This is a genomic window from Lactobacillus isalae (assembly GCF_947539375.1).
In the GTDB taxonomy this organism is placed as follows: domain Bacteria; phylum Bacillota; class Bacilli; order Lactobacillales; family Lactobacillaceae; genus Lactobacillus; species Lactobacillus isalae.
Map to the genome: position 1 here is coordinate 1,153,699 of NZ_OX443569.1, position 22,162 is coordinate 1,175,860.

Annotated in this window: 20 protein-coding genes; 3 read left to right on the forward strand and 17 right to left on the reverse strand. The window is 34.6% G+C overall.

What is annotated here, in order from left to right; translation table 11 throughout:
* Positions 1 to 15 precede the first annotated feature (15 nt).
* A complete protein-coding gene (locus QM512_RS05665) occupies positions 16 to 687 on the reverse strand; it encodes a ComF family protein (protein WP_282804824.1) in 672 nt (223 codons plus the stop codon).
* Positions 684 to 1,955, reverse strand: a complete 1,272-nt coding sequence (locus tag QM512_RS05670) for a DEAD/DEAH box helicase family protein (RefSeq protein ID WP_282804825.1) — start codon at positions 1,953 to 1,955, stop codon at positions 684 to 686. Before QM512_RS05670 ends, QM512_RS05665 begins: the two co-directional genes overlap by 4 nt.
* 41 nt (positions 1,956 to 1,996) lie before the next feature.
* Between QM512_RS05670 and QM512_RS05675 the strand changes: the two genes are divergently transcribed.
* The gene (locus QM512_RS05675; RefSeq protein WP_282804826.1) at positions 1,997 to 2,662 is read left to right on the forward strand and encodes a YigZ family protein; all 666 of its coding nucleotides are present in this window, start codon (positions 1,997 to 1,999) and stop codon (positions 2,660 to 2,662) included.
* Positions 2,663 to 2,681: 19 nt separating this feature from the next.
* Here QM512_RS05675 and QM512_RS05680 read toward each other — a convergent pair whose 3' ends face one another.
* From QM512_RS05680 to QM512_RS05740, 13 genes are all read right to left on the reverse strand, one after another.
* Positions 2,682 to 3,824, reverse strand: a complete 1,143-nt coding sequence (locus tag QM512_RS05680; RefSeq protein ID WP_282804827.1) for a glycosyltransferase family 4 protein — start codon at positions 3,822 to 3,824, stop codon at positions 2,682 to 2,684.
* A 100-nt stretch (positions 3,825 to 3,924) separates the two neighbouring features.
* Positions 3,925 to 5,547 (reverse strand): ribonuclease Y, encoded by a 1,623-nt coding sequence (gene rny / locus QM512_RS05685; protein WP_282804828.1) that lies wholly within the window; start codon positions 5,545 to 5,547, stop codon positions 3,925 to 3,927.
* Between the two features lie 127 nt (positions 5,548 to 5,674).
* A complete protein-coding gene (recA, locus tag QM512_RS05690; RefSeq protein WP_282804829.1) occupies positions 5,675 to 6,763 on the reverse strand; it encodes a recombinase RecA in 1,089 nt (362 codons plus the stop codon).
* 162 nt (positions 6,764 to 6,925) lie between these two features.
* Positions 6,926 to 7,489, reverse strand: coding sequence for a CDP-diacylglycerol--glycerol-3-phosphate 3-phosphatidyltransferase (gene pgsA, locus QM512_RS05695; RefSeq protein ID WP_004893865.1), 564 nt, complete (start codon positions 7,487 to 7,489; stop codon positions 6,926 to 6,928).
* Positions 7,489 to 8,517 carry a helix-turn-helix domain-containing protein gene (locus QM512_RS05700; protein ID WP_282804830.1) on the reverse strand — a complete coding sequence of 343 codons (1,029 nt, stop codon included), beginning with the start codon at positions 8,515 to 8,517 and terminating at the stop codon, positions 7,489 to 7,491. The genes pgsA and QM512_RS05700 overlap by 1 nt, the downstream gene beginning before the upstream one ends.
* 58 nt (positions 8,518 to 8,575) lie before the next feature.
* On the reverse strand, positions 8,576 to 9,304 hold the full coding sequence (ymfI, locus tag QM512_RS05705) for an elongation factor P 5-aminopentanone reductase (protein WP_282804831.1): 729 nt from the start codon (positions 9,302 to 9,304) through the stop codon (positions 8,576 to 8,578).
* Positions 9,305 to 10,540 (reverse strand): M16 family metallopeptidase, encoded by a 1,236-nt coding sequence (locus QM512_RS05710; RefSeq protein WP_282804832.1) that lies wholly within the window; start codon positions 10,538 to 10,540, stop codon positions 9,305 to 9,307. It abuts the gene before it with no gap.
* A complete protein-coding gene (locus QM512_RS05715; protein ID WP_282804833.1) occupies positions 10,537 to 11,751 on the reverse strand; it encodes a M16 family metallopeptidase in 1,215 nt (404 codons plus the stop codon). The genes QM512_RS05710 and QM512_RS05715 overlap by 4 nt, the downstream gene beginning before the upstream one ends.
* Positions 11,752 to 11,753: 2 nt before the next feature.
* Entirely contained in the window at positions 11,754 to 14,189 is a 2,436-nt protein-coding gene (locus QM512_RS05720; protein ID WP_282804834.1) for an FtsK/SpoIIIE family DNA translocase, read from the reverse strand.
* A 21-nt stretch (positions 14,190 to 14,210) separates the two neighbouring features.
* Positions 14,211 to 14,645, reverse strand: coding sequence for a DUF1149 family protein (locus QM512_RS05725; protein ID WP_282804835.1), 435 nt, complete (start codon positions 14,643 to 14,645; stop codon positions 14,211 to 14,213).
* Between the two features lie 2 nt (positions 14,646 to 14,647).
* The gene (locus QM512_RS05730; RefSeq protein ID WP_282804836.1) at positions 14,648 to 15,205 is read right to left on the reverse strand and encodes a tRNA (cytidine(34)-2'-O)-methyltransferase; all 558 of its coding nucleotides are present in this window, start codon (positions 15,203 to 15,205) and stop codon (positions 14,648 to 14,650) included.
* Between the two features lie 71 nt (positions 15,206 to 15,276).
* On the reverse strand, positions 15,277 to 16,458 hold the full coding sequence (locus QM512_RS05735; RefSeq protein WP_282804837.1) for an AI-2E family transporter: 1,182 nt from the start codon (positions 16,456 to 16,458) through the stop codon (positions 15,277 to 15,279).
* 11 nt (positions 16,459 to 16,469) lie between these two features.
* Positions 16,470 to 16,850 (reverse strand): PTS glucitol/sorbitol transporter subunit IIA, encoded by a 381-nt coding sequence (locus tag QM512_RS05740; protein ID WP_282804838.1) that lies wholly within the window; start codon positions 16,848 to 16,850, stop codon positions 16,470 to 16,472.
* Positions 16,851 to 16,983: 133 nt separating this feature from the next.
* Here QM512_RS05740 and QM512_RS05745 point away from each other — a divergent pair, with 133 nt between their 5' ends.
* Both QM512_RS05745 and QM512_RS05750 read left to right on the forward strand, forming a co-directional pair.
* On the forward strand, positions 16,984 to 18,006 hold the full coding sequence (locus QM512_RS05745) for a lactonase family protein (RefSeq protein ID WP_282804839.1): 1,023 nt from the start codon (positions 16,984 to 16,986) through the stop codon (positions 18,004 to 18,006).
* A gap of 92 nt (positions 18,007 to 18,098) precedes the next feature.
* The gene (locus QM512_RS05750; protein ID WP_282804840.1) at positions 18,099 to 19,319 is read left to right on the forward strand and encodes a DUF2075 domain-containing protein; all 1,221 of its coding nucleotides are present in this window, start codon (positions 18,099 to 18,101) and stop codon (positions 19,317 to 19,319) included.
* 66 nt (positions 19,320 to 19,385) lie between these two features.
* Here QM512_RS05750 and QM512_RS05755 read toward each other — a convergent pair whose 3' ends face one another.
* Together QM512_RS05755 and QM512_RS05760 are read right to left on the reverse strand one after the other, a co-directional pair.
* Positions 19,386 to 21,161 carry an oleate hydratase gene (locus QM512_RS05755; RefSeq protein ID WP_282804841.1) on the reverse strand — a complete coding sequence of 592 codons (1,776 nt, stop codon included), beginning with the start codon at positions 21,159 to 21,161 and terminating at the stop codon, positions 19,386 to 19,388.
* Positions 21,162 to 21,260: 99 nt separating this feature from the next.
* On the reverse strand, positions 21,261 to 22,160 hold the full coding sequence (locus tag QM512_RS05760; RefSeq protein WP_282804842.1) for an RluA family pseudouridine synthase: 900 nt from the start codon (positions 22,158 to 22,160) through the stop codon (positions 21,261 to 21,263).
* Between the last annotated feature and the right edge of the window lie 2 nt (positions 22,161 to 22,162).

Below are 22,162 nucleotides of genomic sequence, written 5' to 3' on the forward strand. Positions count from 1 at the left end.
GGTTTTACTAATGATTTATCTACTAATCGTAAAACTATTTATTTTACAATTAGGATAAGCTTTTAGTAGTGCATCCTGCGCATGATACAGCGTTCTACCAGTTGTATAAATATCATCTAGCAACATAATTTTTCCACTAATATTTTTCTTCTTTATTGCATAAAATGTTTGAGTAGTTAATAAACGCTCTTCCCTATTTTTTTCTCCTTGAGCCTTTTCAGTATCTTCCTTAACCAACAATTTCGTTAGTGGTACCAAATTTTGATAAATAGAATAAATGGTATCAAAGCCTCTTTTTTGTAAATGACTGGGAGCGCTTGGAACAGGGACATAATAATCTGCTTCTGGTAAAGTATCAACTAATTCAGCTAATACATTGCATAAAACATAGTCTCCATATCTTTTGTATCGCACCATAAGATCATGGAAAGCATCATTATACTGATAGATCGAACGATTGTCTAACATTTTGTTCTCATAGATTTTTCTCCACCGAATACAGTCTGAACACATCCCTTTTGCATTCGTTTCTTTACTGCATCCCAGGCAAAGTATTCCCTTTTTCTTGGCAAATTTTTGTAAACAATCATTACAAGTATATTTTTTCGTAGGCTTTATAAATAAAAATAATTTTTCATAATTAATTTCTCTCCTGAAATTAGAATTACATAATAAACATTTACTCATCTATTCATCATCCTAATCTGTCGCATCGCTTCTCGCATGCTTTTAGTATATTTGTGATAACAAAACATCACTAATCCATCTCTATCTTCTGCGCTTCTTCCCACTCGTCCAGCAATTTGAACTAAACTTGGCGTATTATAAATCGGATCATCAGCCGCAATTACAATTACCTGAACGTGCTTAAACGTTACTCCTCGCTCTAAAATCGTCGTCGTAAGCAAAATATCAATCTCTTGTTTGCGAAACTTCGCAACTTTATCCTGTCTATTCTTGTCTCCTGCATATACGCTCACTATTTTATTTTCTTTAAAAATAGTACTTAGATGCTTTTCATAAATTGGCAATTCTTTAATTCTAGGAACAAATACCAAAAGAGGCTTTTTCATAATAAGAACTTTCTTGATTTGAGTAATTAAGGTAGGATGAATTTTACCTTTAGCTGAAATAAACGGTTTAAAAAAGTATTTCTCTTTTGGCACAGGCAATAATCCCTGATGAAATCTTCTTTTAAGCAAAGAATAGTTAATCGTTTTATTCTTTGCTCGCTTCAATAATTTTTCATCTGGAGTTGCTGTCAGAAAGAAAGTGCAACCCGCTTTTTTTACAGCATTTTCAGCAGCAAAATGGAGCATTTTATTTTCAAAAAATGGAAAAGAATCTACCTCATCAATTACGATTAAATCAAAAGCTCGATAAAACTTTAAAAGCTGGTGTGTTGTGCAGATAATGAACTGTTCATCTTTTGCTTCATGATATTCACGTCCATGATATTTTCCAATTTCTACCTTTTCAAAAGCCACCTGAAATCGTGGAAACAATTCATCAACCACATCAATTCTAGGAGTTGCAATTGCAATTCGTGCCCCATTTTTTAAAGCTGCTTCTACTACTTTAAACAGCATCTCCGTCTTACCAGCACCTGTCACTGCGTGAATTAAATGATCGCGTTTTTCTTCAAAAGAATTAACTAATTCTTTTGAAATTTTTTCTTGTTGCTCAGTTAAAGTCCCCTGCCAGCTTAAAGGATTCAAGATTTTGGGATAATCATTATCTTCAATATTTCTCTCTAGCTTATCTCCCTCAGTTATTCTTCCGATTCCAATACATTCTCGGCAATATCGTCGACCATCTGGCAGTCTAAAAAATGACTGAGTATTACATCGTTGGCAAATTCCCTTTATCATTGCCGGAACTTTTGTCGTTTCGCCACCGTTTATGTTATGGTTATTTTGATTATATATCCATTGGCGTCCTTTTAATTCGCTCATTTTATCACCCAATATTAATTACGCAGTCGGAGGCGATTTTTTTGTCATCAGAACAATTAAATTATTTAACAATTAGCCAAAATGGCCAACATGAAATAGTTATTAAGAAAAGTAAATTCATCTGCTCTTTAGCTCGTACTAAGTCAGTTGAAGAAGCTCAAGACTTTATTGAACAAATTTCTAAAAAATATCATGATGCAACACATAATACTTACGCCTACACACTAGGATTGAACGATAATCAAGTCAAAGCAAGTGATAACGGTGAGCCTTCTGGAACAGCTGGAATTCCAGAGTTAAAAGCTCTTCAATTAATGAAACTAAAGGATGTAACAGCAGTTGTTACAAGATACTTCGGTGGTATTAAGTTAGGCGCTGGAGGTTTGATTCGTGCCTATTCTAATTCAGTCACTGAAGCGGTCCAAAATATTGGTGTCGTTAAATGTGTTATGCAACAGCGAATCGAATTCTCAATTCCATACAATCGTGTAGATGAGATTAATCACTACTTAGAAGAACATCAGATTTTGATAGCTAATCAAGAATACACGACAAATGTAACCATTCAAATCTATTTAGATCTAGATCAAATTTCAAAAGTCGAAGACGATCTGATCAACCTATTATCTGGAAAAGTAGAATTTAAGAAACTAGATCAAAGATTTAACGAAATTCCAGTTACTGATTTAAATTTTCATGAACAATAAAAAAAGATTTACGTTGTCCTTAACGTAAATCTTTTTTGTCTGTATTCTTTTTATTTAAACGTCGTACTTTTACTTCAGGATCGGCACGTTCCATTTTGTTAATAGTTCGCTGTAAAAAATGGAGAAGTGGCTTATACTTCTCACCTAACAATCCAATTGTTTCGACAAAAAGTTCAACTGCAAATAGTAATCCTAGAATTAACAGCCAAATACCCCATCTAGGTGAAACCAAGGAAAGAAGCGATACAAAAGAAAAAATAAGTGATATTCCATAGATAGCCAACACAGTTTGTCTATGAGTTAATCCCATTCGCATTAACTGATGATGCAAATGATGTTTATCTGCTTGAGAAATATTCTTTTTATTCAACTTGCGTCTAATCATTGCATAAACTGTATCAGTAATTGGAACTCCCAAAATTAGAATAGGAACTAATAATGATACAAAAGTTACATTCTTTAATCCCTTCAAGGAAAGCACCGAAATCATAAAGCCAATATATAGCGCACCGGTATCCCCTAAAAAGATTTTAGCAGGATGAAAATTATACGGCAAAAATCCTAGTAAACAAGCTGCTAACATGATACACATGATAGGAACATAGTGCTGCCAACTCTTCAAGAAGAAAAATCCGACAATTCCCATCGTTACAAGTGAAATCAAGGTAACACCCGTTGCTAGTCCATCTAAGCCATCAATTAAATTAACAGCATTTGTTAAAGCAAGAATCCAAAAAATCGTGATTGGAAAACTCCACCAACCTAATTGAATGTGCCCTAATAAAGGTAAACTTAATTCTCTCACTTTAATTCCAGCAAGGAAATATACAACTAAAGATGCCACAAAAATTCCAAACATTTTTTGTCTAGGCTTTAGTTCTAAAATATCATCGATCAAACCAGTTAGAATAATAACACTAGATGCTAACAATACAGAAAAAAGCTCATGCGTTGGAAAATCTTTTCTCAGTAAAACAAATTCTCCAATATTAAAAGCCACAAAAATTGCTAATCCACCAATAGTAGGCATTGGCTTTTTATTAATCCGGCGAGCATTTGGATTATCAACTGCACCCAAAACAAAAGCTAATTTTCTAATAAAAGGAGTTATAGCAGCAGTTATAATTACTAGTAAGAATATATTTACAATTGTTTGAAACATAACAATCTACTTTCTTAAACTTCTTTTTTTCATTATACCTACACCCCAATATAAACACAATAAAGCGATAAATAAAAAAGACGAATCTTAAGATTCGTCTTTACTTAGCTATTGCAACAGCACGTTTTTCTCGAATAACCGTAACTTTAATGTTACCAGGATATTCCATATCTTGTTCAATTTGATTTCTAATGTCATGAGCAAGAATAGTAGTTCGAGCATCTGAAATCTTATCTGGCTCAACCATTACTCTTATCTCACGACCAGCTTGAATTGCATATGCTTGCTTTACACCAATATGACCCTTAGCAATCGTTTCTAATTGCTCTAATCGGCGAATGTAATTTTCTAAAGATTCGCTTCGAGCACCTGGTCGAGCTGAGGAAATCGTATCAGCAGCCACAACTAGTTCCGCAATAAATGATAATTTCGGAACATCATCATGGTGAGCAGCAATTGCATTCACAACCAAATCTGGTTCATGATACTTTCGTGCAAGTTCAACACCAATTTCTACATGGGAGCCTTCGATTTCATGATCAATTGACTTCCCAATATCGTGTAATAATCCTGCGCGTACCGCTATTTTTTCGTCTAAACCAAGTTCAGCAGCCATCACACCTGTTAACTTACCTACTTCAATTGAGTGAGATAAAACATTTTGTCCATAAGAAGTACGATATTTTAAGCGACCCAAAATTTTTACTAATTCTGGATGCATCTTATGAATACCAAGCTCCATTAAGGCACTTTCTCCAGCTTCGTAAATATCGTCATTAACTTCCTTACGAGCTCGATCGACCATTTCTTCGATCCGTGCCGGATGGATTCGACCATCTTTAATTAAACGCTCTAAAGCTCTCTTGGCAATTTCACGCCTAATTGGATCAAAACCACTTAAGACAACCACATCCGGAGTATCGTCAATAATTACATCTACTCCTGTTAGAGCCTCAAATGAACGAATATTTCTACCTTCACGACCAATAATACGACCCTTCATATCATCGCTTGGTAAATTAACAACTGAAACAGTCTTCTCAGAAACTGTATCTGCTGCACTACTTTGAATTGCATCAACAATTACTTTACGAGCAAAATGATCTGCTTTTGCTTTAGCAAGTTGGTTGCTCTCTTCGATCATTTCCGCTCTTTCTTTAACCAATTGGTCAGAAAGTTTATCTAAAACGATCTTTTTAGCATCTTCTTGGTTCAACTCTGCAACTTCATAGAGCTTTTGCTCTCGCTCGGTCACTAATTGATCGGCTCTCTTTTCTTTTTCTAAAACTTGAGCCTGCAATTTTTTAATTTGGTTTTCTTTTTGTGTGAGTTGTGAATCTTTCTGATCCAGCAAACTATCTTTATGATCAATAGCATCTTCACGTTGCAGTAAGCGATTTTCTTGTCTAGAAACTTCTTGTCGACGTTCATTAAGCTCATTATCTACTCTTTCACGATAATGATGAATTTCTTCTTGTGCCTCCAAGATTTTTTCTTTTTTTGCATCAGCTGCTGCTTTCTTCATAGCTTCTTTTTGTGAAGCAAGATCAGCTTTTACAGCTTTAGCTTTACTTTCTGCATCTGCCAAGATGTGTTTTGCATCATGAGCTGCGTTTTGTGCCTGAGTTTCCCATTTATTCTTACGGATACTATATCCAGCACAACCTCCAACTAAGACAGAAACAATAGCGACAGCAACAGGAACTAAAATTGTATTTATCATATCTTTTACTATCGCCTTTTTTATAGAATTATTTCACACATTATTAATAATAAAAGTATCGTGAAGTGATGTCAATCATACAAAAAACCTTGGCAGTTAAAAGCCAAGGTTTAATTGTATTTGTTTACTATTTTTTTTCGCTTTTTTCATCGGCAGCATCTTTATTTGCTGCTTCCTTTTCCTGCTTAATCTTTTCAGGATTTTCACGATCTTCAATTGCTTTAGCATCAATACCATATGCTTCGCGAACTTTTGCTTTTACTTCATCGTAAACATCTGGATGTTCTTCTAGATACTGCTTAGCATTTTCACGACCTTGTCCAATACGATCATCACCATATGAATACCATGAACCAGCCTTTTTAATGATATCTTTGTCGGCAGCCATATCAATTAACTCACCAGTTTGAGAAATTCCCTTACCATACATAATATCAACTTCTGCAACTTTAAATGGTGGAGCAACCTTGTTCTTGACAACCTTTAACTTAACACGGTTACCAATTACATCTGAACCTTGCTTAATTTGTTCTGCACGACGAACTTCTAATCGAATAGTAGAATAGAATTTTAAAGCACGACCACCAGGAGTAGTTTCTGGATTTCCAAACATAACCCCAACTTTTTCACGAATCTGGTTGATGAAAACGGCAATAGTTTTAGTCTTAGAAATATTCCCAGACAACTTACGTAAGGCCTGGCTCATTAATCTTGCCTGCAAACCAACATGAGAATCTCCCATATCTCCATCAATTTCAGCTCTAGGTACTAAAGCGGCAACTGAATCCACAACTAAAATATCAATTGCACCACTAGCAATTAAAGTATCTGCAATTTGTAATCCTTCTTCACCAGTATTTGGTTGAGATAAGATTAGTGAGTCAATATCTACACCCAGAGCTTCGGCATAGGCAGGATCCATTGCATTTTCAGCATCAATATAAGCAGCCGTTCCTCCACGTTTTTGAACTTCTGCAACTGCATGAAGGGCTACAGTCGTCTTACCAGAACTTTCTGGTCCATATACTTCGATAATTCGTCCGCGTGGATATCCACCAACTCCAAGAGCAGCATCTAAAGCTAGTGAACCGGAAGGAATAGTGGAAATTTGAGTGTCTACCTTTTCACCCATGCGCATAACTGCGCCTTTTCCAAAGTCTTTTTCAATCTTCTTTAAGGCAATATCTAAGGCCTTCTTTTTATCATCTTTAGCCAAATCTCTTCCTCCTTATTCATTTATTAATAATTATACTTGGTTTGGCTACCTAAAAGCAAGAGAAATACGAACTAGCGTTCAATATCGTATTTCTCTACTTTTTATTACGTAATTTTTCTTTATTTTTTTCAAAAAAAAGAAGCATTTCTGCTTCTTTTAGTCTTAAATTTCGCCTTTAAATACGTCACCACTCTGCTTAAAGTAATCATAACCAGAGTAAATAGTAAAGATTAAGCAAATGTACAATAAAATAGTACCAATATAGTAAACATCGCCAAGTAATAAGAAAATAATCGATAACATTTGAGTTGTTGTCTTAATCTTACCCGGCATCTTTGCTGCCAAAACTTGTCCCTTATTTTCAGCTAAGATTAATCTTAAACCAGTAACTGCAAGTTCGCGGCAAACAATAATTGCTACTACCCATGCTGGTGCTAAGTTTAATGAAATCAAAAATACAAAGGCTGTCATAGTTAACATTTTATCCGCTAATGGATCAGCAAATTTTCCAAAGTTAGTAACTAAATTTCTTGAACGAGCGATATGTCCGTCTAAAAAGTCAGTTATTGAAGCTACTGCAAAAATTACTGCAGCCAATACATGAGACCAATAAATATGCGCACCTAAAAAAGTTGCACCACCAGCTGGCCAGTTAAAAATTAAAACTAGCATAAAAACTGGAATCATAAAAATTCTGAACATAGTTAATTTATTTGGTAAATTCATTAACGGTTACTTTGACCTCCGTTGTTTTGATTAGTAGTTGTTTGTCCTTGCGTATTATTTTGCGTATTTTGTGTACCTTGGGTGTTTTGAGTATTTTGGTTTTGCTGTGTTTGAGTATTTACAGTATTTGTAGTAGTTGAACTTTGAGTAGTTGCACTACTTTGAGTGCTACTGCTTTGGCTAGTTTGTCCAGTAAAAGTAAATCTCACTGTCATCGGTGAAGCTGGATTAGTAGCATTATGTGCGTTTACCTTTTTACCAGCTAAGGTCAAAGTAGTTGAAACGCTATTCCCCATTTGTACAGAAACATTACTTACATTTTGTGGCAATTGAACAGAATGTTTGCCATTTGCTTTTAATGTTCCTTGCCAAACTGAAGAACCGTTAACTAAAATTTGTGCCCAAACTTCATTTTTAGTTGTACCTAAAGTTAAAGTACGATCATTCTTCATCCCGCTAACACGGTAGCTATTATTGCCTAAACTAGAAATCTTAATTTCTGAAGCTGTAGCTTTAGAAGTTGATTTCTTCTTAGATGAAGTTTTAGATTTTGAAGATTTAATACGAGAAGAAGAAACAGTTACATTCTCTGCTTGATTTGCTGATTGTTGATCGGTTCCAGTAAAGAAGCGTGTATAAACGATGTAAACTACTAAAATTACTAAAACAACGCCTACTACCGTAGCAATTTGTGGCAAGTAACTACGCCACATACCTTTACGATTATTGGTAGTTTCTTTAATTCTCTCGCTCTTATTATCAATCGAATTTTCAACATATTCTTCTGGTTTTGCCTCAGGCACTTCAGACTTATAATCTGCTAACAATTCTTTACCATTAAGGCCAACTACATCAGCAAATTGTCTAATAAAAGCTCTCACATAAAAATCTCCTGGCAATTGATCAAAATCATCATTTTCAATTGCTGTAAGATATCTACGCTGAATCTTGGTTATTTTTTCTACATCTTCAATCGACATGCCCTTTGCCTTACGAGCACTGCGTAATTTATCTCCAATATCTGCCATAATATCCTCTCAACTTTTTGCAATAATTCAAATATGAGTATACCAAACTAATCAACCATTAAACAAGCCAACCACCATCGACATAAATCGTTTGGCCTGTCAAATAGTCCGAACGTTCATCAAGCAAGTTCTCCACCCAAAACGATATGTCTGCTGGTCTAGCCAATCGGCCCGCTGGAATCTCATTTTTCACTTCATTTAAAGTCTCCGCATCAAAAATTGCATTCATTGGTGTATCTACTGCTCCAGGAGCAATTACATTTACTGTCAAGTTAGCTGACGCGACTTCACGCGCATATCCTTGTACAAAGCTTGATAGGCCGCCTTTACTTGCACTATATACACTCTCAAGGGCGCTTGCTTGACCTCCGTATACAGATCCAATAAACACTATTCTTCCGTGCTCACGCTTTAAAAGCTGTGATTCTAAAAGCGACGTTATCTTTATCGGAACTAACAAATTAACCTGCATAATTTTTTCTATTTGGTCTAATCCTTGACTGCCAAGAAACTGATAATTAGTAATTCCTTGAGTAAAAATAGCGGCACTTATCGGTAAAAGACTGGAAATCGTTTTCTTAATTACCTCGTCTTTAGCTAAAAAATCGAGTTTCAATGAAAAGAATTCCTGATCTGGATACCTACTAATTAGTTCTCTTACCATTTCTTCAGCATCCTGCTTGCTATTATTATAGTGAATATATAAGGACCAACCTTTTTCAGCTAATTCAGCTGCAATAGTCTTACCGATTCCTCCTGTTGCACCAAAAATTATTGCACGTTTCATTTAATTAGCTTCCTCTTCGCTTTTTAAAATTGTAGTAAATATATCACTTTTAGCTAGAATATTATCAACTGCGGTATAAAATTCATTAAAACTTAAAGATTGAATTGCTTGCACTGCTACATTAAAGTCATCATTTTCAAGTCCATATTCGGCTTCTTCAATCGCAATTGTACTCAAATCATCAAATTCTCTAATTGTTTGAGCCAAAGCTTCTTTCTTTTGAAATACAAACGCATCTTCAGATATAGGGACTTCTAAAAGTTGGTTTTTAGTGTTTTCTAAAAATAGATCTGGTTTATTAGAAGCGCCAATGATTGTAGCAAAGTTTCCTTCTGTAGTATAAGAAACTTGAAGTTCCATTGGTGAATTTAAAATTCCTTGCTTTTGCATTTTTTCAAACCAAGGACTAGTTACTCCTAATTTAGCCTGAAGCATCATTTCAAGAATACTTTGTGCTGTGCTATTTTTTAATCCTATCTTTTCAAAATCAGGTAATCTAATTCCGACACCAACCCGTGAAGTGGCTAAATCCGATTCAATAACTGTATTATGCTGCTTTTGCGGCTTTACAAGTTTGACTTTTTTGGGAGCAAGATTTTTAGAAGTTAGGTACTTACTTTCAAGCTTTCCCACTTCACGTAGAATCTCTTTTGTTTGATTTTCGCTAAATCCCCCACATGCAACAAATTCCATCCGGCTGGTGACATAATTATCATCATAAATTTCTTGTAAAATATCTGGCGTCATTTTCTTCAGACTAGCCTTGGTACCAGTTAAATCTTCAGCCAGATTCGTTTTTGGAAACATCATTTGCATTAATTCATAATTTACTTGCCAGTTAGGATCATCTTGATACATTGCTAGTTCTTGAGCAATAATTTTGGCTTCTTTAGAAACATTACTCTTAGTAAAGTGTGTTGTCCCAACTAACTCAAAAATTAGGGGTAAAACTTGCCGCCAATGCTCTGTAAAGCTAGCATAGAACATTGTTTCATTGTATGTAGTAAAGGCATTCGTTGATGCCCCAATTGCCTCAAATCGTTGGGAAATATCTCCATTTTTTTTAGTAAATAGTTTGTGTTCTAAAAAATGAGCTCCACCGCATAACTTTTGTGGATCACTCCCACCAAAATCTACAATAATTCCCATAAATTTTTGAGTAAAAAGTGGCCTTCTAATTACCTTTGCTCGAAATCCAGACTTATATTCTCTGCTTGTTACATCTAATTTTTTCATTTTAAACAATAGCTTTCGTTAAAGTACAATTTTTGGCTAAATTCAACTAATTTTTCTATCTTAAATCTATCAACATCGCTGATTCGCTGAGTAAAAGTATAATCGCGTCCTCTAAGAGCGTTTGCCAACATTTGAATCAAAATTAAATCTTGACGATCAGTACTTATTTGATAATTACGTTTTAAAGCTGCCTTCGCCTTTACAAAGGTATCTTCGTCTACCTTACCTTCTTGAACAGCTTTTACACTGCTTTTAATTGCTCTAGTGGCAGCTGTAATCTTATCTTTAGAAATTCCTGTACTTATTAAGAAAAGAGAATTATTAACGTAATTAGTAGCATCAATTGCGTAAGCGGCGCCTAATTTCTTTCGAACTTCAGTAAACAATTTAGATGACTCATCTCCAGCAAGATATTCTCCCAAAAATAAGCCGCCAAATTGTTTAAAATGCACCGGAAGCGATTGATCATAGCCATATCCAATCAAAAGTTGAGCTTGTTCACTCTTAAACTGAATTTCTTTTTCAATTGGATCTTCCTTTGTAGGAATAGACAGCGTTGGAACTACAAAATCATCAAAATATCCTGCCCAATCAATTTGTTGCTGCACTAAATCAGTCAAACTGTCAGGATCTTGAGCTTGACCCAAGCAAAATGCAGGTGCATTTCTCAAAGTATCAAAAAACGATTTAACTTCTTCTAAGCTAGCATTTTTTAAAGTTTCTTCATCCCCAAAAACACTATCTTGATAGTTCGGAGTGCTTCGATACCAATTATTAAAGAAACCACTTAAAGCAAAATTTGCTGGCAATTCATAATATTGTTTTCTTTCCTGCTCAAGCTGTCTTTTTGCCAATTCTAATAATTGACCATCAAAAAGTGGCTCTTTTACCACCTTAAAAAAGGCATCCATTACTACCTGATAATTATAATCAGGATCTAGAATTTCTCTTGGCTCAACAAAATTTATAGTGTAAAAAACCACAATTTGATTTCCAAATACTTCCGGAAAAACCTGCAAACTTGCGTTATAAAGGTTTGAAAATGTTCTCGCTTGTACGTTAATTCCGGGAAACGCCTTACTAGCGTTACTTTGCATACAGGCTAAGATATTTGCCAAAGCCAACGTTTTCTTATCTAATGGTAAACGCAAAAAACAGCCGAGCGTGGCTGTTTTAAATTTTAAATTATGGTCAATTCTAATATTCGTCATAATTACTGATCCTCGTCCTTTTCTGATGGAATAAGTACTTGTCTAGGTTTAGATCCCTCAGAAGGACCTACTATCCCCTTAGCTTCCATTGCGTCAACAATTCTTGCAGCACGATTATACCCAATTCTAAATCGGCGCTGAAGCATTGAAACACTTGCTGACTGTTGTTTTCTTACCAAAGCTACTGCCTGATCATAGAATTCATCTTCAGGCTCATCTTCACTCTCTGTTTGACTGTCTGAATCATTTTTCGAAGGAATCATATCCTCGTTATAGACAGCTTCTTGTTGGTCCTTTACCCACGATACTATTTTTTCCACTTCATTTACAGAGATAAAGGCTCCTTGAACACGTTCTGGCTTTGCAGCGCCTATTGGTAAAAAGAGCATATCTCCGCGTCCTAAAAGCTTTTCTGCACCAACTTGGTCCAAAATAGTTCTTGAATCTACACCACTTGAAACAGCAAAAGATATTCTAGATGGAACGTTAGCCTTAATTAAACCAGTAATAACATCAACACTTGGTCTTTGGGTTGCTAAAATCATATGGATTCCTGCTGCACGTGCCATCTGAGCTAAACGAACAATTGCATCTTCAACATCATGACCTGCAACCATCATTAAGTCACTTAACTCATCAACAATTACTACAATATATGGTAATTTTTCCATTACTGAATTACTTTTATCAGCATTATTTTCATCTACCTTTTGATTATATTCAGTAATGTTACGAACGCCGCCCGCAGCAAAAAGCTGGTAGCGTCTTTCCATTTCCTTAACTGTTTTACGTAAGGCATTTGTTGCCAGTTTTGCATCAGTAACAACCGGAATTAGTAGGTGAGGAATTCCGTTATATACAGAAAGTTCAACCATCTTCGGATCAATTAAAACTAGCTTGACATCTTCGGGATAAGACTTCATTAAAATACTGGTAATAATTGTGTTAATTGCTACTGATTTACCAGATCCAGTAGAACCCGCAATTAATAAGTGGGGCATTTTACGTAAATCCGCTGAGATTACTTTTCCTTCGACATCCTTACCTAAAGGGACATCGAGTGAAATATCTTTTGCCTTTGTATCTTGATGTAGCATTACATCCTTAAAGGAAACAGCTGAAGTAGTTCGATTAGGAACTTCGATTCCAATTAGAGGCTTACCAGGGATCGGTGCTTCAATACGTATATCTTTTGCAGCCAAAGCGAGAGCTAAATCGTCTGCTAAGTTTACAATCTTGCTTACCTTCACACCAACTGCTGGTTGGACTTCATAACGTGTAACTGTTGGTCCTAAGACCGCCTTTTTTACAATAACATGTACGCCAAAGCTCTTAAAAGTAGACTCTAAAACCTCTGTATTCTTTTGAATTAAAGCCTTATCTTGACTCTGATCAACACTTTTTACTGGTGCTAATAAATTAATTGGTGGCTTTTTATAATTTGCATTCTTAGGCTGGGAACTTTGCTTAGTTTCTAAATCACCATGATCAACATTCTGTAATTCTTGCTTCATCTTCTGATCTTCTTCAGCATAAGAATGTGAAATAGGCAAATCATCAGTAGCCGGTACTTGGACCTCTGGCTCAGGCGTAGCTGTTTCTTGAGAAACTTCAATCTTAGGCTCAAAATGAGGCATACTTTCAGCCTCATTTTCACTATCCTTTGCATTTGATGAAGAAGGTTCATCAGTAAAATCAGCTGTACTTGGAAAAGTTGAATCATGATCATTTAAAGGATCGGTTAGTTTTTCACGATTATTCAATTTTTCTTGCTTATTTTGCTCATGTTTCTCAACTAAATCATTGTATTTGCTCTTTAAAGCATTCCCAGCATCCTTATTTTTTTCAATTACAAGCTGAGATCCCTTTTGAAAACCAGAAAGCAAAGTAGCAAATTTCACGTTGCAGATCATCAGTACGCCTACTAACATCATCAATAAAGAAATTACTTCTGATCCAACAATTCCTAAAATTGGAAAGACTAGTTGATAAAACATACTTCCGATAAAACCGCCACCAACTTTAGTTGTAATTTGGGCTCTTGAAAATTCCTCTCCAATTGATGTTAGAAAAGCGTTAACGAATCCCTGATGAATCATCATCTGATTAAAAACACGCGAGCTCTCCCAGAGAAGCAAACCTAAGTAAAAAATTCCTAATCCGCCTCCCCTTTTTAAAGTAAAGCGAGGTGGTTGATCGTAAATTACCATTACTAAGCCAAATAGTCCTAGAATAATGCTAGCTAAGTAGTGACTATCCCCAACAAAAAAGCGAATTAAATTGATTAGTTGTTGACTAAATAAGCCGAAGTGAACGCAACTTAAAACTGCTACTAAAACAAGGATGATTCCTGTAATAACCCAATCCATACCTTGCTTTTTATTTTTAGTAGTTGACTTTTTCCTTCCTTTTGTCCTGCGTTTTCGCTTTTTAGCCATCAAGACACCTTCTCAATCTTTTTAATTATCATCTTTATTATTTCGATCATCTTTATTCAATTCATTAAAGTTTGATTTAAAGCTCAAGTTAACAGGATGATCTAATGTTAATTGTGTAATTTCATAAGTTAAAGTTTCAATTTGTTCAACTAATGGTCTAGAAAGCAATTGATAATCAGATGGTTCTAAATCTGAACCGTCACCAAAGTAATCAATAAATTGAACAACTCTTGTAATTACGCCGCTAACAGTAAAATCACCAGGTGCTGGAGCAACTTCAAAAGGAACGGCAATTTCAAAATACTTGCCATTCTTACCTTCATCTTGACTACCATCATCTAAATCTTGATAGACTTGTCTCAATGAAACATTAACTTCATTTTTTACCTTTTGCTCATCGTTTAAATCGTAGTGAAAAGAACGCACTACAATTGGGGTCATATTTTTAAAATCCATCTTTAATTATCTCCTAAATTTCTTTCATATCGTTCTGGACGATTATAGTTATCTTTTAGCTTATCATTTTCATAATGGTGACTCTTTTCCATATTTGGAAAGCCTTGCTGCCTTAAAGCTTCTAAAAGAACCATCGCAACTGAATTAGATAAATTATAGCAGCGAATATTATCAGACATAGGAATTCTTAAATTACGGTCATAATATTCTCTCATAAACGTTTCTGGCAAACCCGTAGTTTCTTTACCAAAAACAAAATAATAATCTTTATCAGGATCAGTATAGTCTACCTGAGCATAATTTTTGGAAGAAAATTTTGAAATTAGATACATTTCATCATTCGGACCAAGAGTACTTAAAAAAGCATCTAAGTCATCATGCATTCTAATATCTACCTTATCCCAGTAATCTAGCCCAGCACGTTTCATCTTTTTATTATCAATTTGAAAACCAAGTGGTTCAATTAAATCTAAAACTGTATTAGTTCCAGCACAAGTACGAGCAATATTTCCTGTATTTGCTGGCATTAATGGTTCGTAAAGTACAACATGATTTGTCATAAAAAACTCCTCTTGTAAAAAAACGCAGCACCTGTAAGAGGGCAAGTGCCACGTTCAATTCTATTTTTATTCTACTCTTTAGCCTTTTGATTATCATCATCTGATGCTGATATCTCATCATAAAGATTAGAAATCTTACGATAATAATTAAATAGTCTAGTTACAATAATTTTAATTACGGCATAAACCGGAATTGCAAAGATTACTCCCCAAAGGCCAGCAACTGCACTTGCTCCAATTAACAACAAAATAGTCGTAACAGGATTCATATTCATCTTATTTCCCATTACTAATGGAGAAATCACACGTCCTTCAAGGGTTTGTTCAATCGCAAAGACTATTAAAACCTTAATTAACATCATTGGTGAGCTAATTAGTCCTAAAATGATCGCTGGAATAAAGGCAATAAAAGTTCCAAAATAAGGAATCATATTTAAAACCCCAGCTAAGACAGCTAATGTAATTCCGTAATTTAGGCCAATTACAGAATATCCAATAGCAAACATTACCCCAACCCAGAAAGCAACCGTAATTTGACCTCTAATGTAAGAAGCAACTGCTCCATTAATATCACTAAGTAAGCTTGAAAAACTTGGTTGTAATCTTTGAGGTGCAAATTTAGTTACATAAGGATTTAAACGATGTCCATCTTTTAACATAAAGAATAAAACAAAGGGTGCTGTTAACAATGTCATAAAAATCATCGTAATTACATTAACAGCGGAAGATAAATTACTCAAAGCCACATTAAAGCTATCTTGACCGGTTTTGAACATCTTAGTCTGAGCATCAGAAATAGCTTGATTAATACCTCCACGAACTCCATTTAGCCGTGGATCGCGAATCATTTTCTCAAAACCCTTTTGCGCGTCTTTCCAATAAGCTGGCCAATTTTTTACTAAAGAATCAGTTTGATGTTGGATGATTGGGATTAAAGTATTAATAATCCATATTAAGCCACCTACTACAATTACAAATAATAAAATAATTGTAATAATTCGTGGTACTTTTAATTTCTTTTCCATCCAATCAACTACTGGATCCATTAAATAATATTGAATCGATGCAACCAAAATTGGCGGTAAAATTGCATTGAAAAATGTCCAAAATGGATTTAACACAAAAGAAATTTGGTTAAATACCAAAATGATTAAGAAGAACAACAAAATATTAAGTAAGGCTATACTAAAACGGTTGTTTAAAAACCACTTAACAAAAAAGTTGTTCTTCTGATGATGTTTTTCTACACCCATAGCTTCCCCTCTTATCTATGTTCGTAGGTGATCCAATCGCCTAACTTAAATTCAGGCATCTTTTCTTTTGGATCTTTTTCTAAATAAATTGCATTTGTCATTGGCTTTTTTGGAACTTCATCAGTAAATACCAAAGTTGCATGTCCAATCGCCTGCATGTTCATTTGCACCATTGGTCCAACATATAAAGCTAAATAAGTAGTCCCATCAATCGTAATTGAATCATCTTTTTTAAAAACAAACTTTTCTACAGAAGTTGCCTGATCAAACTTTTGTAACACAGCAACATCCCTTAATTTATCAGTTGCTTTGTTATCAAATAAAATTACGATATTATCATTTGGATCTAACGCTTCTGATCCGATAGCAGTAATTGTAGAATTCCATTTCATTTTTATCAACCTCTTTTATTAAATTTTACCATATCGCTTTGCCCAGTCGATAATACTTAATTAGAATTGCCTATTTAGGTTAAAAGGTAGAAAATAAATATGTTATGGAAAGTTTTTATCAGGAGGTAAAAATATGAAAGTTTGGTTTGGTGGCTATACTAGTCATGACTCAAAAGGAATTTATACAGCTAATGTAGAAAATGATGGAACTGATATTAAGCTAGCTGATATTAAAAATATTGTTGAACTTGAGCGACCAACTTATTTTCAATTAGTCGGTGATTTATTATTTACTATCATCCAAAAAGATAATCAAGGTGGAATTGCTTCTTACCGAATTAAAGATGGAAAAGCAGAGCAATTAGATGTTTATCTTCATGATGGTGCTTCACCTTGTTATATTAGCGTTGATCCAGAAAAGCATTTGATTTTTACTGCAAACTATCATTTAGCAACTATTAACGTATTTTCTTACGACGAAAACGGAAAATTAACTTTTATTACCAATGACAAGCATGAAGGACATGGACCAAGAGTTGAGCAAGATCAAGCTCACCCACACTTCTTTGATGAGACCCCTGCTGGCAACTTAGTTTCATGTGACTTGGGAATTGATGCAGTTGATTTTTATAAGTTAGACGGAGATAAGCTAAAACATCTTGCTCGCTATCAAATGGAGAAAGGTTTCGGTACTCGTCACATCACCTTCTCACCAGATGGTAAAACTATGTATATTGTTGGCGAATTATCCAGCCAAGTTAATGTTGCGCACTTAAACGAAAATACCTGGGAAATTGAAAATGTTGCAACTTACAAGACCATCCCTGATAACTTCACTGAACATAATGGCGCTGCAGCAATTAGAATTTCTAAAGATGGAAAATTCATCTACGTTTCTAATCGTGGTCACGATTCAATTACAGTCTTCAAAGTTTTAGACAATGGCGAACTTGAATTAACACAAAGAGTTTCTGTCTTTGGTTCATTCCCACGTGACTTTAACTGGGATAAGAGTGAAAAATACCTTGTTGTAGCTAACCAAAATACTAATAATGCTACCTTATATCGTAGAAACTCCGAAATTGGTAGTTTAACTCCACTTCAAAAAGATATTCCTGTTCCTGAAGCTACACGAGTATTATTTGAAGAAAATTAAACTATTTATCTGATTATCTAAAATAAATAATTTATATTTAGCCATGATTATTCATGGCTTTTCTTTATTCAGAAAGAAGTGAATAAAATTCAATGCAAAACAAAGCAACTGATAAACTTTCACCATTCAAAGAATTAACAACAGAACAAAAAAATTTAATTTCTCAAATTCTTAATTTTACTGACCAACATCTTCATAAAAATTTTCCAGCTGTTTTTACTATCTATGGGGATGCTGGTACGGGAAAAAGCGTAGTTCTTTCTTCCCTTTTTGATCAAATTCAAAAAATGCGACATAACAAAAATAGTAATTTCTACCAGACCAATAACTATTTTCTTGTTAATCACCCTGAAATTCTTAAGGTTTACCGTCAAATTGCGGGTGAACTACCAGAACTATTAAAGAAAAACTTTCAACGTCCAACTAGTTTTATCAATCAACTGGATAAGAAAAATGAAAAAGCCGATGTAGTCATTATCGATGAAGCACATCTACTCCTTTCAAAGCCTGATCACTACAACAATTTTTATCACGAAAATCAATTAGTAGAAATCATCAAAAGAAGTAAGATAGTGGTTCTCGTCTTTGATCCTTACCAAGTCTTAAAAATGAAAACTCTCTGGACAAAAGACCGCTTAGAAAAAATTACCAAGCTCTATCCGCATCAAACATATTATTTAAAACATCAATTTAGAATGAATGCTTCGCCAGATTTAATAGATTGGTTCAATTCTTTCACTGAAAACCAAATTATTAAACCTATTCCTGAAAATGCAATTGAAAATTATGATTTTCGTATTTTTAAAGATGCTGAAGAAATGAGAAAAGAAATAGTTAAGCGAAATAATGAAGTAGGATTAAGCAGAATTCTTTCTACATCAGGTTATCCCTCAACCTTAGACGGTGGTAAGCATTATATCCACGAAGGTAAATTTAAAATGCCATGGGATCAATATAACTACACGGCTACACCTTGGGCAGAAATTCCAGAAACTATTAATGAAGTAGGATCAATCTACACATGCCAGGGTTTTGATCTAAACTATACCGGTATTATTATTGGGCCACCAATCAGTCAGCTGCCTAATCAAAATAAAATTCAAGTTAACCTAGATAAAATTACCGATATCGAAATGTTCAAAAAAAGAAAAGATTTGACTGATCCTGATGAAATTAAGAATTTAGAAGAAAGAATGGTTCTTAATTCTTTAAATGTTTTATTTAAACGGGGAATTAAAGGAACTTATATCTATGCACATGATCCTTTACTTAGAAAAACATTAGTTTCTATGTTTAAAGAAATAGAGCAATAAAAATAGGCGATAGCACTACACCATCGCCTATTTTCTTAATTCTCATTAAAATAAATTGTTACATCTTTAAATCAAGTTTGCTTCTGCCAGCAATTCTTCAATCCAGGTTCCTTTAATCTTCTTCATCCCTGCTTTGACAGCTAATTTTTCAGGTAAAGCCATCTCTTGGTCTGCTAACTTCTTCTTATCAGACATGTAGTACATTGCCCGGAGTAATTCACGAATATCGTAGACAGAATCCCAAACTTCTGGTACTCCACGATCTACATTAAGCAAGGTATAAACTGACTCCATTGCAGTTCTAACTGAATATTCTGTAGTAAATACAGTATCTCTAGTAGGACTTTCTGCAAAGTTACCAATAAATGCTAAATTTTTTGATCCTTCTGGAACAACTGCTGGACGGTCACCATCATGACGAGGCATGAAGTAACTTGTAATGTAAGGCATATATACTGGAACAGTATTCATATTTTCTTCTGAAGAAAGTTCTTTAATTTCACTTTCTGGAACGCCTAAATGATAAAGCATTTCTTCAGCAATTTCTTGACCAGTACAGTCGACAACCTTCTTCTTAATATAATTTCCTTCAGTATCTGAATATAAAGCATAAATCCAAACTACAATTTCATTTGGTTTTTGAGTTGGGAAGTGAGGTTGACGGTGAATAGTAAAACTTAAGCCCCAGTTAGAATCAGTAACTGTGATAATGCCACCAGTGTTTACTTTTCCATCATATAAACTACGTTTAGTTAATCTTTCAAAGTAAGGAGCTACTTTCTTATTCTTCAAGGTTGTCGTTGCGGAAACAAACCACGACTTCTCTGGCAAGTTTTCACTAAAAACATCAGGATGACCAAATGCTGGGTCTTGCTTAGCCAAGTTCTCCCATAATTTCCATGAACCACCTTTAGCATGAGTAATTGGAGCTGGAGTTGTTTGATTACCATAAGTTGAACTTTCAGTAATCGATCCGTTAGTCACAAATACAAGATCATTTTCAGTCAAATCAATATCTTCTTGCTTGCCATCTTTCTTCATGACAATCTTTTTAGCAACCTTTTCATTGCCTTCGTGATCAACCAAAACATTTTCTACTTGAACACCATATTCAAACTTAACACCATGATCCTTTAAGTATTTAAGTAGTGGCTTTACCATAGAATCGTATTGGTCATATTTATTGAATTTCAAAGCAGTAAAGTCTGGTAACCCATCAATATGGTGGATGAAACGCATGCAGTACCGTCTCATTTCTGAAAGAGAATGCCACTTTTCAAAAGCAAACATTGTTGACCAATAAGTCCAGAAATTAGTTTCGAAAAATTCAGGTGAGAACCATTCTTCAATCGTCTTTCCTTGAATTTCAGATTCTGGCGTCAAAATCAACTTAACAATTTCACTAGCATGAGAACCTAATTGATACTGACCATCTGTTGGCAATTCATTACCACGTTTATGAATTAAACGACAGTTTGAGGAGTTAGGATCTTCTTTATCAAGCCAGTAATACTCATCTAAGTAAGATGCTCCTGGTATTCTCAAGGATGGAACAGAACGGTACATATCCCACATACATTCAAAGTGATCTTCCATTTCACGACCACCGCGAACTACAAATCCAGCATTAGGACGTTTAGTTCCGTCTAATGATCCTCCAGCAACGTCTAATTCCTCTAAAATATGAATTTTATCACCGGCCATTTTTGCATCCCTAACTAAGAAGAATGCTGTTGAAAGACCAGCTAATCCACTACCAATAATATAAGCAGATTTTTTATCTACATCTGCTGGCTTTTTCGTATCTGCAAAAGCTTCATAGTTTCCCTTTGAATAATACATACAAGTGATCCTCTTTTCTATATTAGGATAGTATTAACACTTCTTATATTCAATTCTATGTAAAGCGGTTTCAATAGTCAATGTATTTGGCTATTATATTTATAATTTCTCGCTTATTAAGCTCTTCCACAAATTTTTCATATCATTTGGATCAGAAATCTCAATATGTTGTTTCTTTTTTGAAAAAGGATCATCAAATTCGAGGTAAAAACAATTCAGTGCCTGTCGTTTAAAGTCATCTTGAATTCCATACAATGGATCTCCAAACAAGGGATGTCCCAGATACTGCATATGGACTCTGATTTGATGAGTTCTTCCTGTCAACAATTGCAATTCTACTAAGCTTGCACCCTCAACTTGATCCAAAACATGATATTTTGTAATTGAGCGCTGCCCAGTAGCAACTATCCCTCGTTTAACCCCAGTATCCAGCTTTCCAATCGGAGCATCAATCACTCCCTTTTCCTGATTTTTTTCAAAATTACCATGTACAATTGCATGATATTTTTTGATAAAACAATCCTTTCCCATTTTGCTAAAACGAGCATGAGCAACTGCGTTTTTTCCTACTAAAACTAATCCTGACGTATCTCGATCAAGCCTAGTAATAATATGCGGTTTAAGATCTTTTTGACCGTTCTTTTGAAAATAAGATAGCAGACGATTTACTACTGCATCATTATCTTCATAACGAGACGGAATCGATAAAACACCAGCGTCTTTATTAACAATTAAATAGTCATGCTGGTCAAAAACGATCTTGAGCTTATTAGCAGATGGTTTTAACCATTGATTTTCTTTTTCTTCGCCTAGGATAAAGATTACTTCATCTCCAGTATGTAAAAGATAACTAGTATAACGTCGACGATGATTTACTAAAACCATCCCGCCGTGATGCTGACTATTGGTTAATGCTCTCTTCGAAAAACCATTTCTTAACAAAAAACGCCCCAATTTCTGAGGTGTTTCATTTTCAAATTTTAATTTAAAATATTGCATTT

What these genes read in the sequence shown, in the direction of transcription:
- QM512_RS05710 (WP_282804832.1), bottom strand. Translation starts at nt 10,540, where the DNA reads ATGAAAAAATTAGATGTAACAAGCAGAGAATATAAGTCTGGATTTCGA.
- pgsA (WP_004893865.1), bottom strand. Translation starts at nt 7,489, where the DNA reads ATGAATTTACCAAATAAATTAACTATGTTCAGAATTTTTATGATTCCA.
- QM512_RS05725 (WP_282804835.1), bottom strand. Translation starts at nt 14,645, where the DNA reads ATGGATTTTAAAAATATGACCCCAATTGTAGTGCGTTCTTTTCACTAC.
- QM512_RS05665 (WP_282804824.1), bottom strand. Translation starts at nt 687, where the DNA reads ATGAGTAAATGTTTATTATGTAATTCTAATTTCAGGAGAGAAATTAAT.
- QM512_RS05740 (WP_282804838.1), bottom strand. Translation starts at nt 16,850, where the DNA reads ATGAAATGGAATTCTACAATTACTGCTATCGGATCAGAAGCGTTAGAT.
- QM512_RS05670 (WP_282804825.1), bottom strand. Translation starts at nt 1,955, where the DNA reads ATGAGCGAATTAAAAGGACGCCAATGGATATATAATCAAAATAACCAT.
- QM512_RS05720 (WP_282804834.1), bottom strand. Translation starts at nt 14,189, where the DNA reads ATGGCTAAAAAGCGAAAACGCAGGACAAAAGGAAGGAAAAAGTCAACT.
- QM512_RS05730 (WP_282804836.1), bottom strand. Translation starts at nt 15,205, where the DNA reads ATGACAAATCATGTTGTACTTTACGAACCATTAATGCCAGCAAATACA.
- QM512_RS05760 (WP_282804842.1), bottom strand. Translation starts at nt 22,160, where the DNA reads ATGCAATATTTTAAATTAAAATTTGAAAATGAAACACCTCAGAAATTG.
- QM512_RS05735 (WP_282804837.1), bottom strand. Translation starts at nt 16,458, where the DNA reads ATGGGTGTAGAAAAACATCATCAGAAGAACAACTTTTTTGTTAAGTGG.
- ymfI (WP_282804831.1), bottom strand. Translation starts at nt 9,304, where the DNA reads ATGAAACGTGCAATAATTTTTGGTGCAACAGGAGGAATCGGTAAGACT.
- QM512_RS05700 (WP_282804830.1), bottom strand. Translation starts at nt 8,517, where the DNA reads ATGGCAGATATTGGAGATAAATTACGCAGTGCTCGTAAGGCAAAGGGC.
- QM512_RS05745 (WP_282804839.1), top strand. Translation starts at nt 16,984, where the DNA reads ATGAAAGTTTGGTTTGGTGGCTATACTAGTCATGACTCAAAAGGAATT.
- QM512_RS05755 (WP_282804841.1), bottom strand. Translation starts at nt 21,161, where the DNA reads ATGTATTATTCAAAGGGAAACTATGAAGCTTTTGCAGATACGAAAAAG.
- rny (WP_282804828.1), bottom strand. Translation starts at nt 5,547, where the DNA reads ATGATAAATACAATTTTAGTTCCTGTTGCTGTCGCTATTGTTTCTGTC.
- QM512_RS05715 (WP_282804833.1), bottom strand. Translation starts at nt 11,751, where the DNA reads ATGACGAATATTAGAATTGACCATAATTTAAAATTTAAAACAGCCACG.
- QM512_RS05680 (WP_282804827.1), bottom strand. Translation starts at nt 3,824, where the DNA reads ATGTTTCAAACAATTGTAAATATATTCTTACTAGTAATTATAACTGCT.
- QM512_RS05750 (WP_282804840.1), top strand. Translation starts at nt 18,099, where the DNA reads ATGCAAAACAAAGCAACTGATAAACTTTCACCATTCAAAGAATTAACA.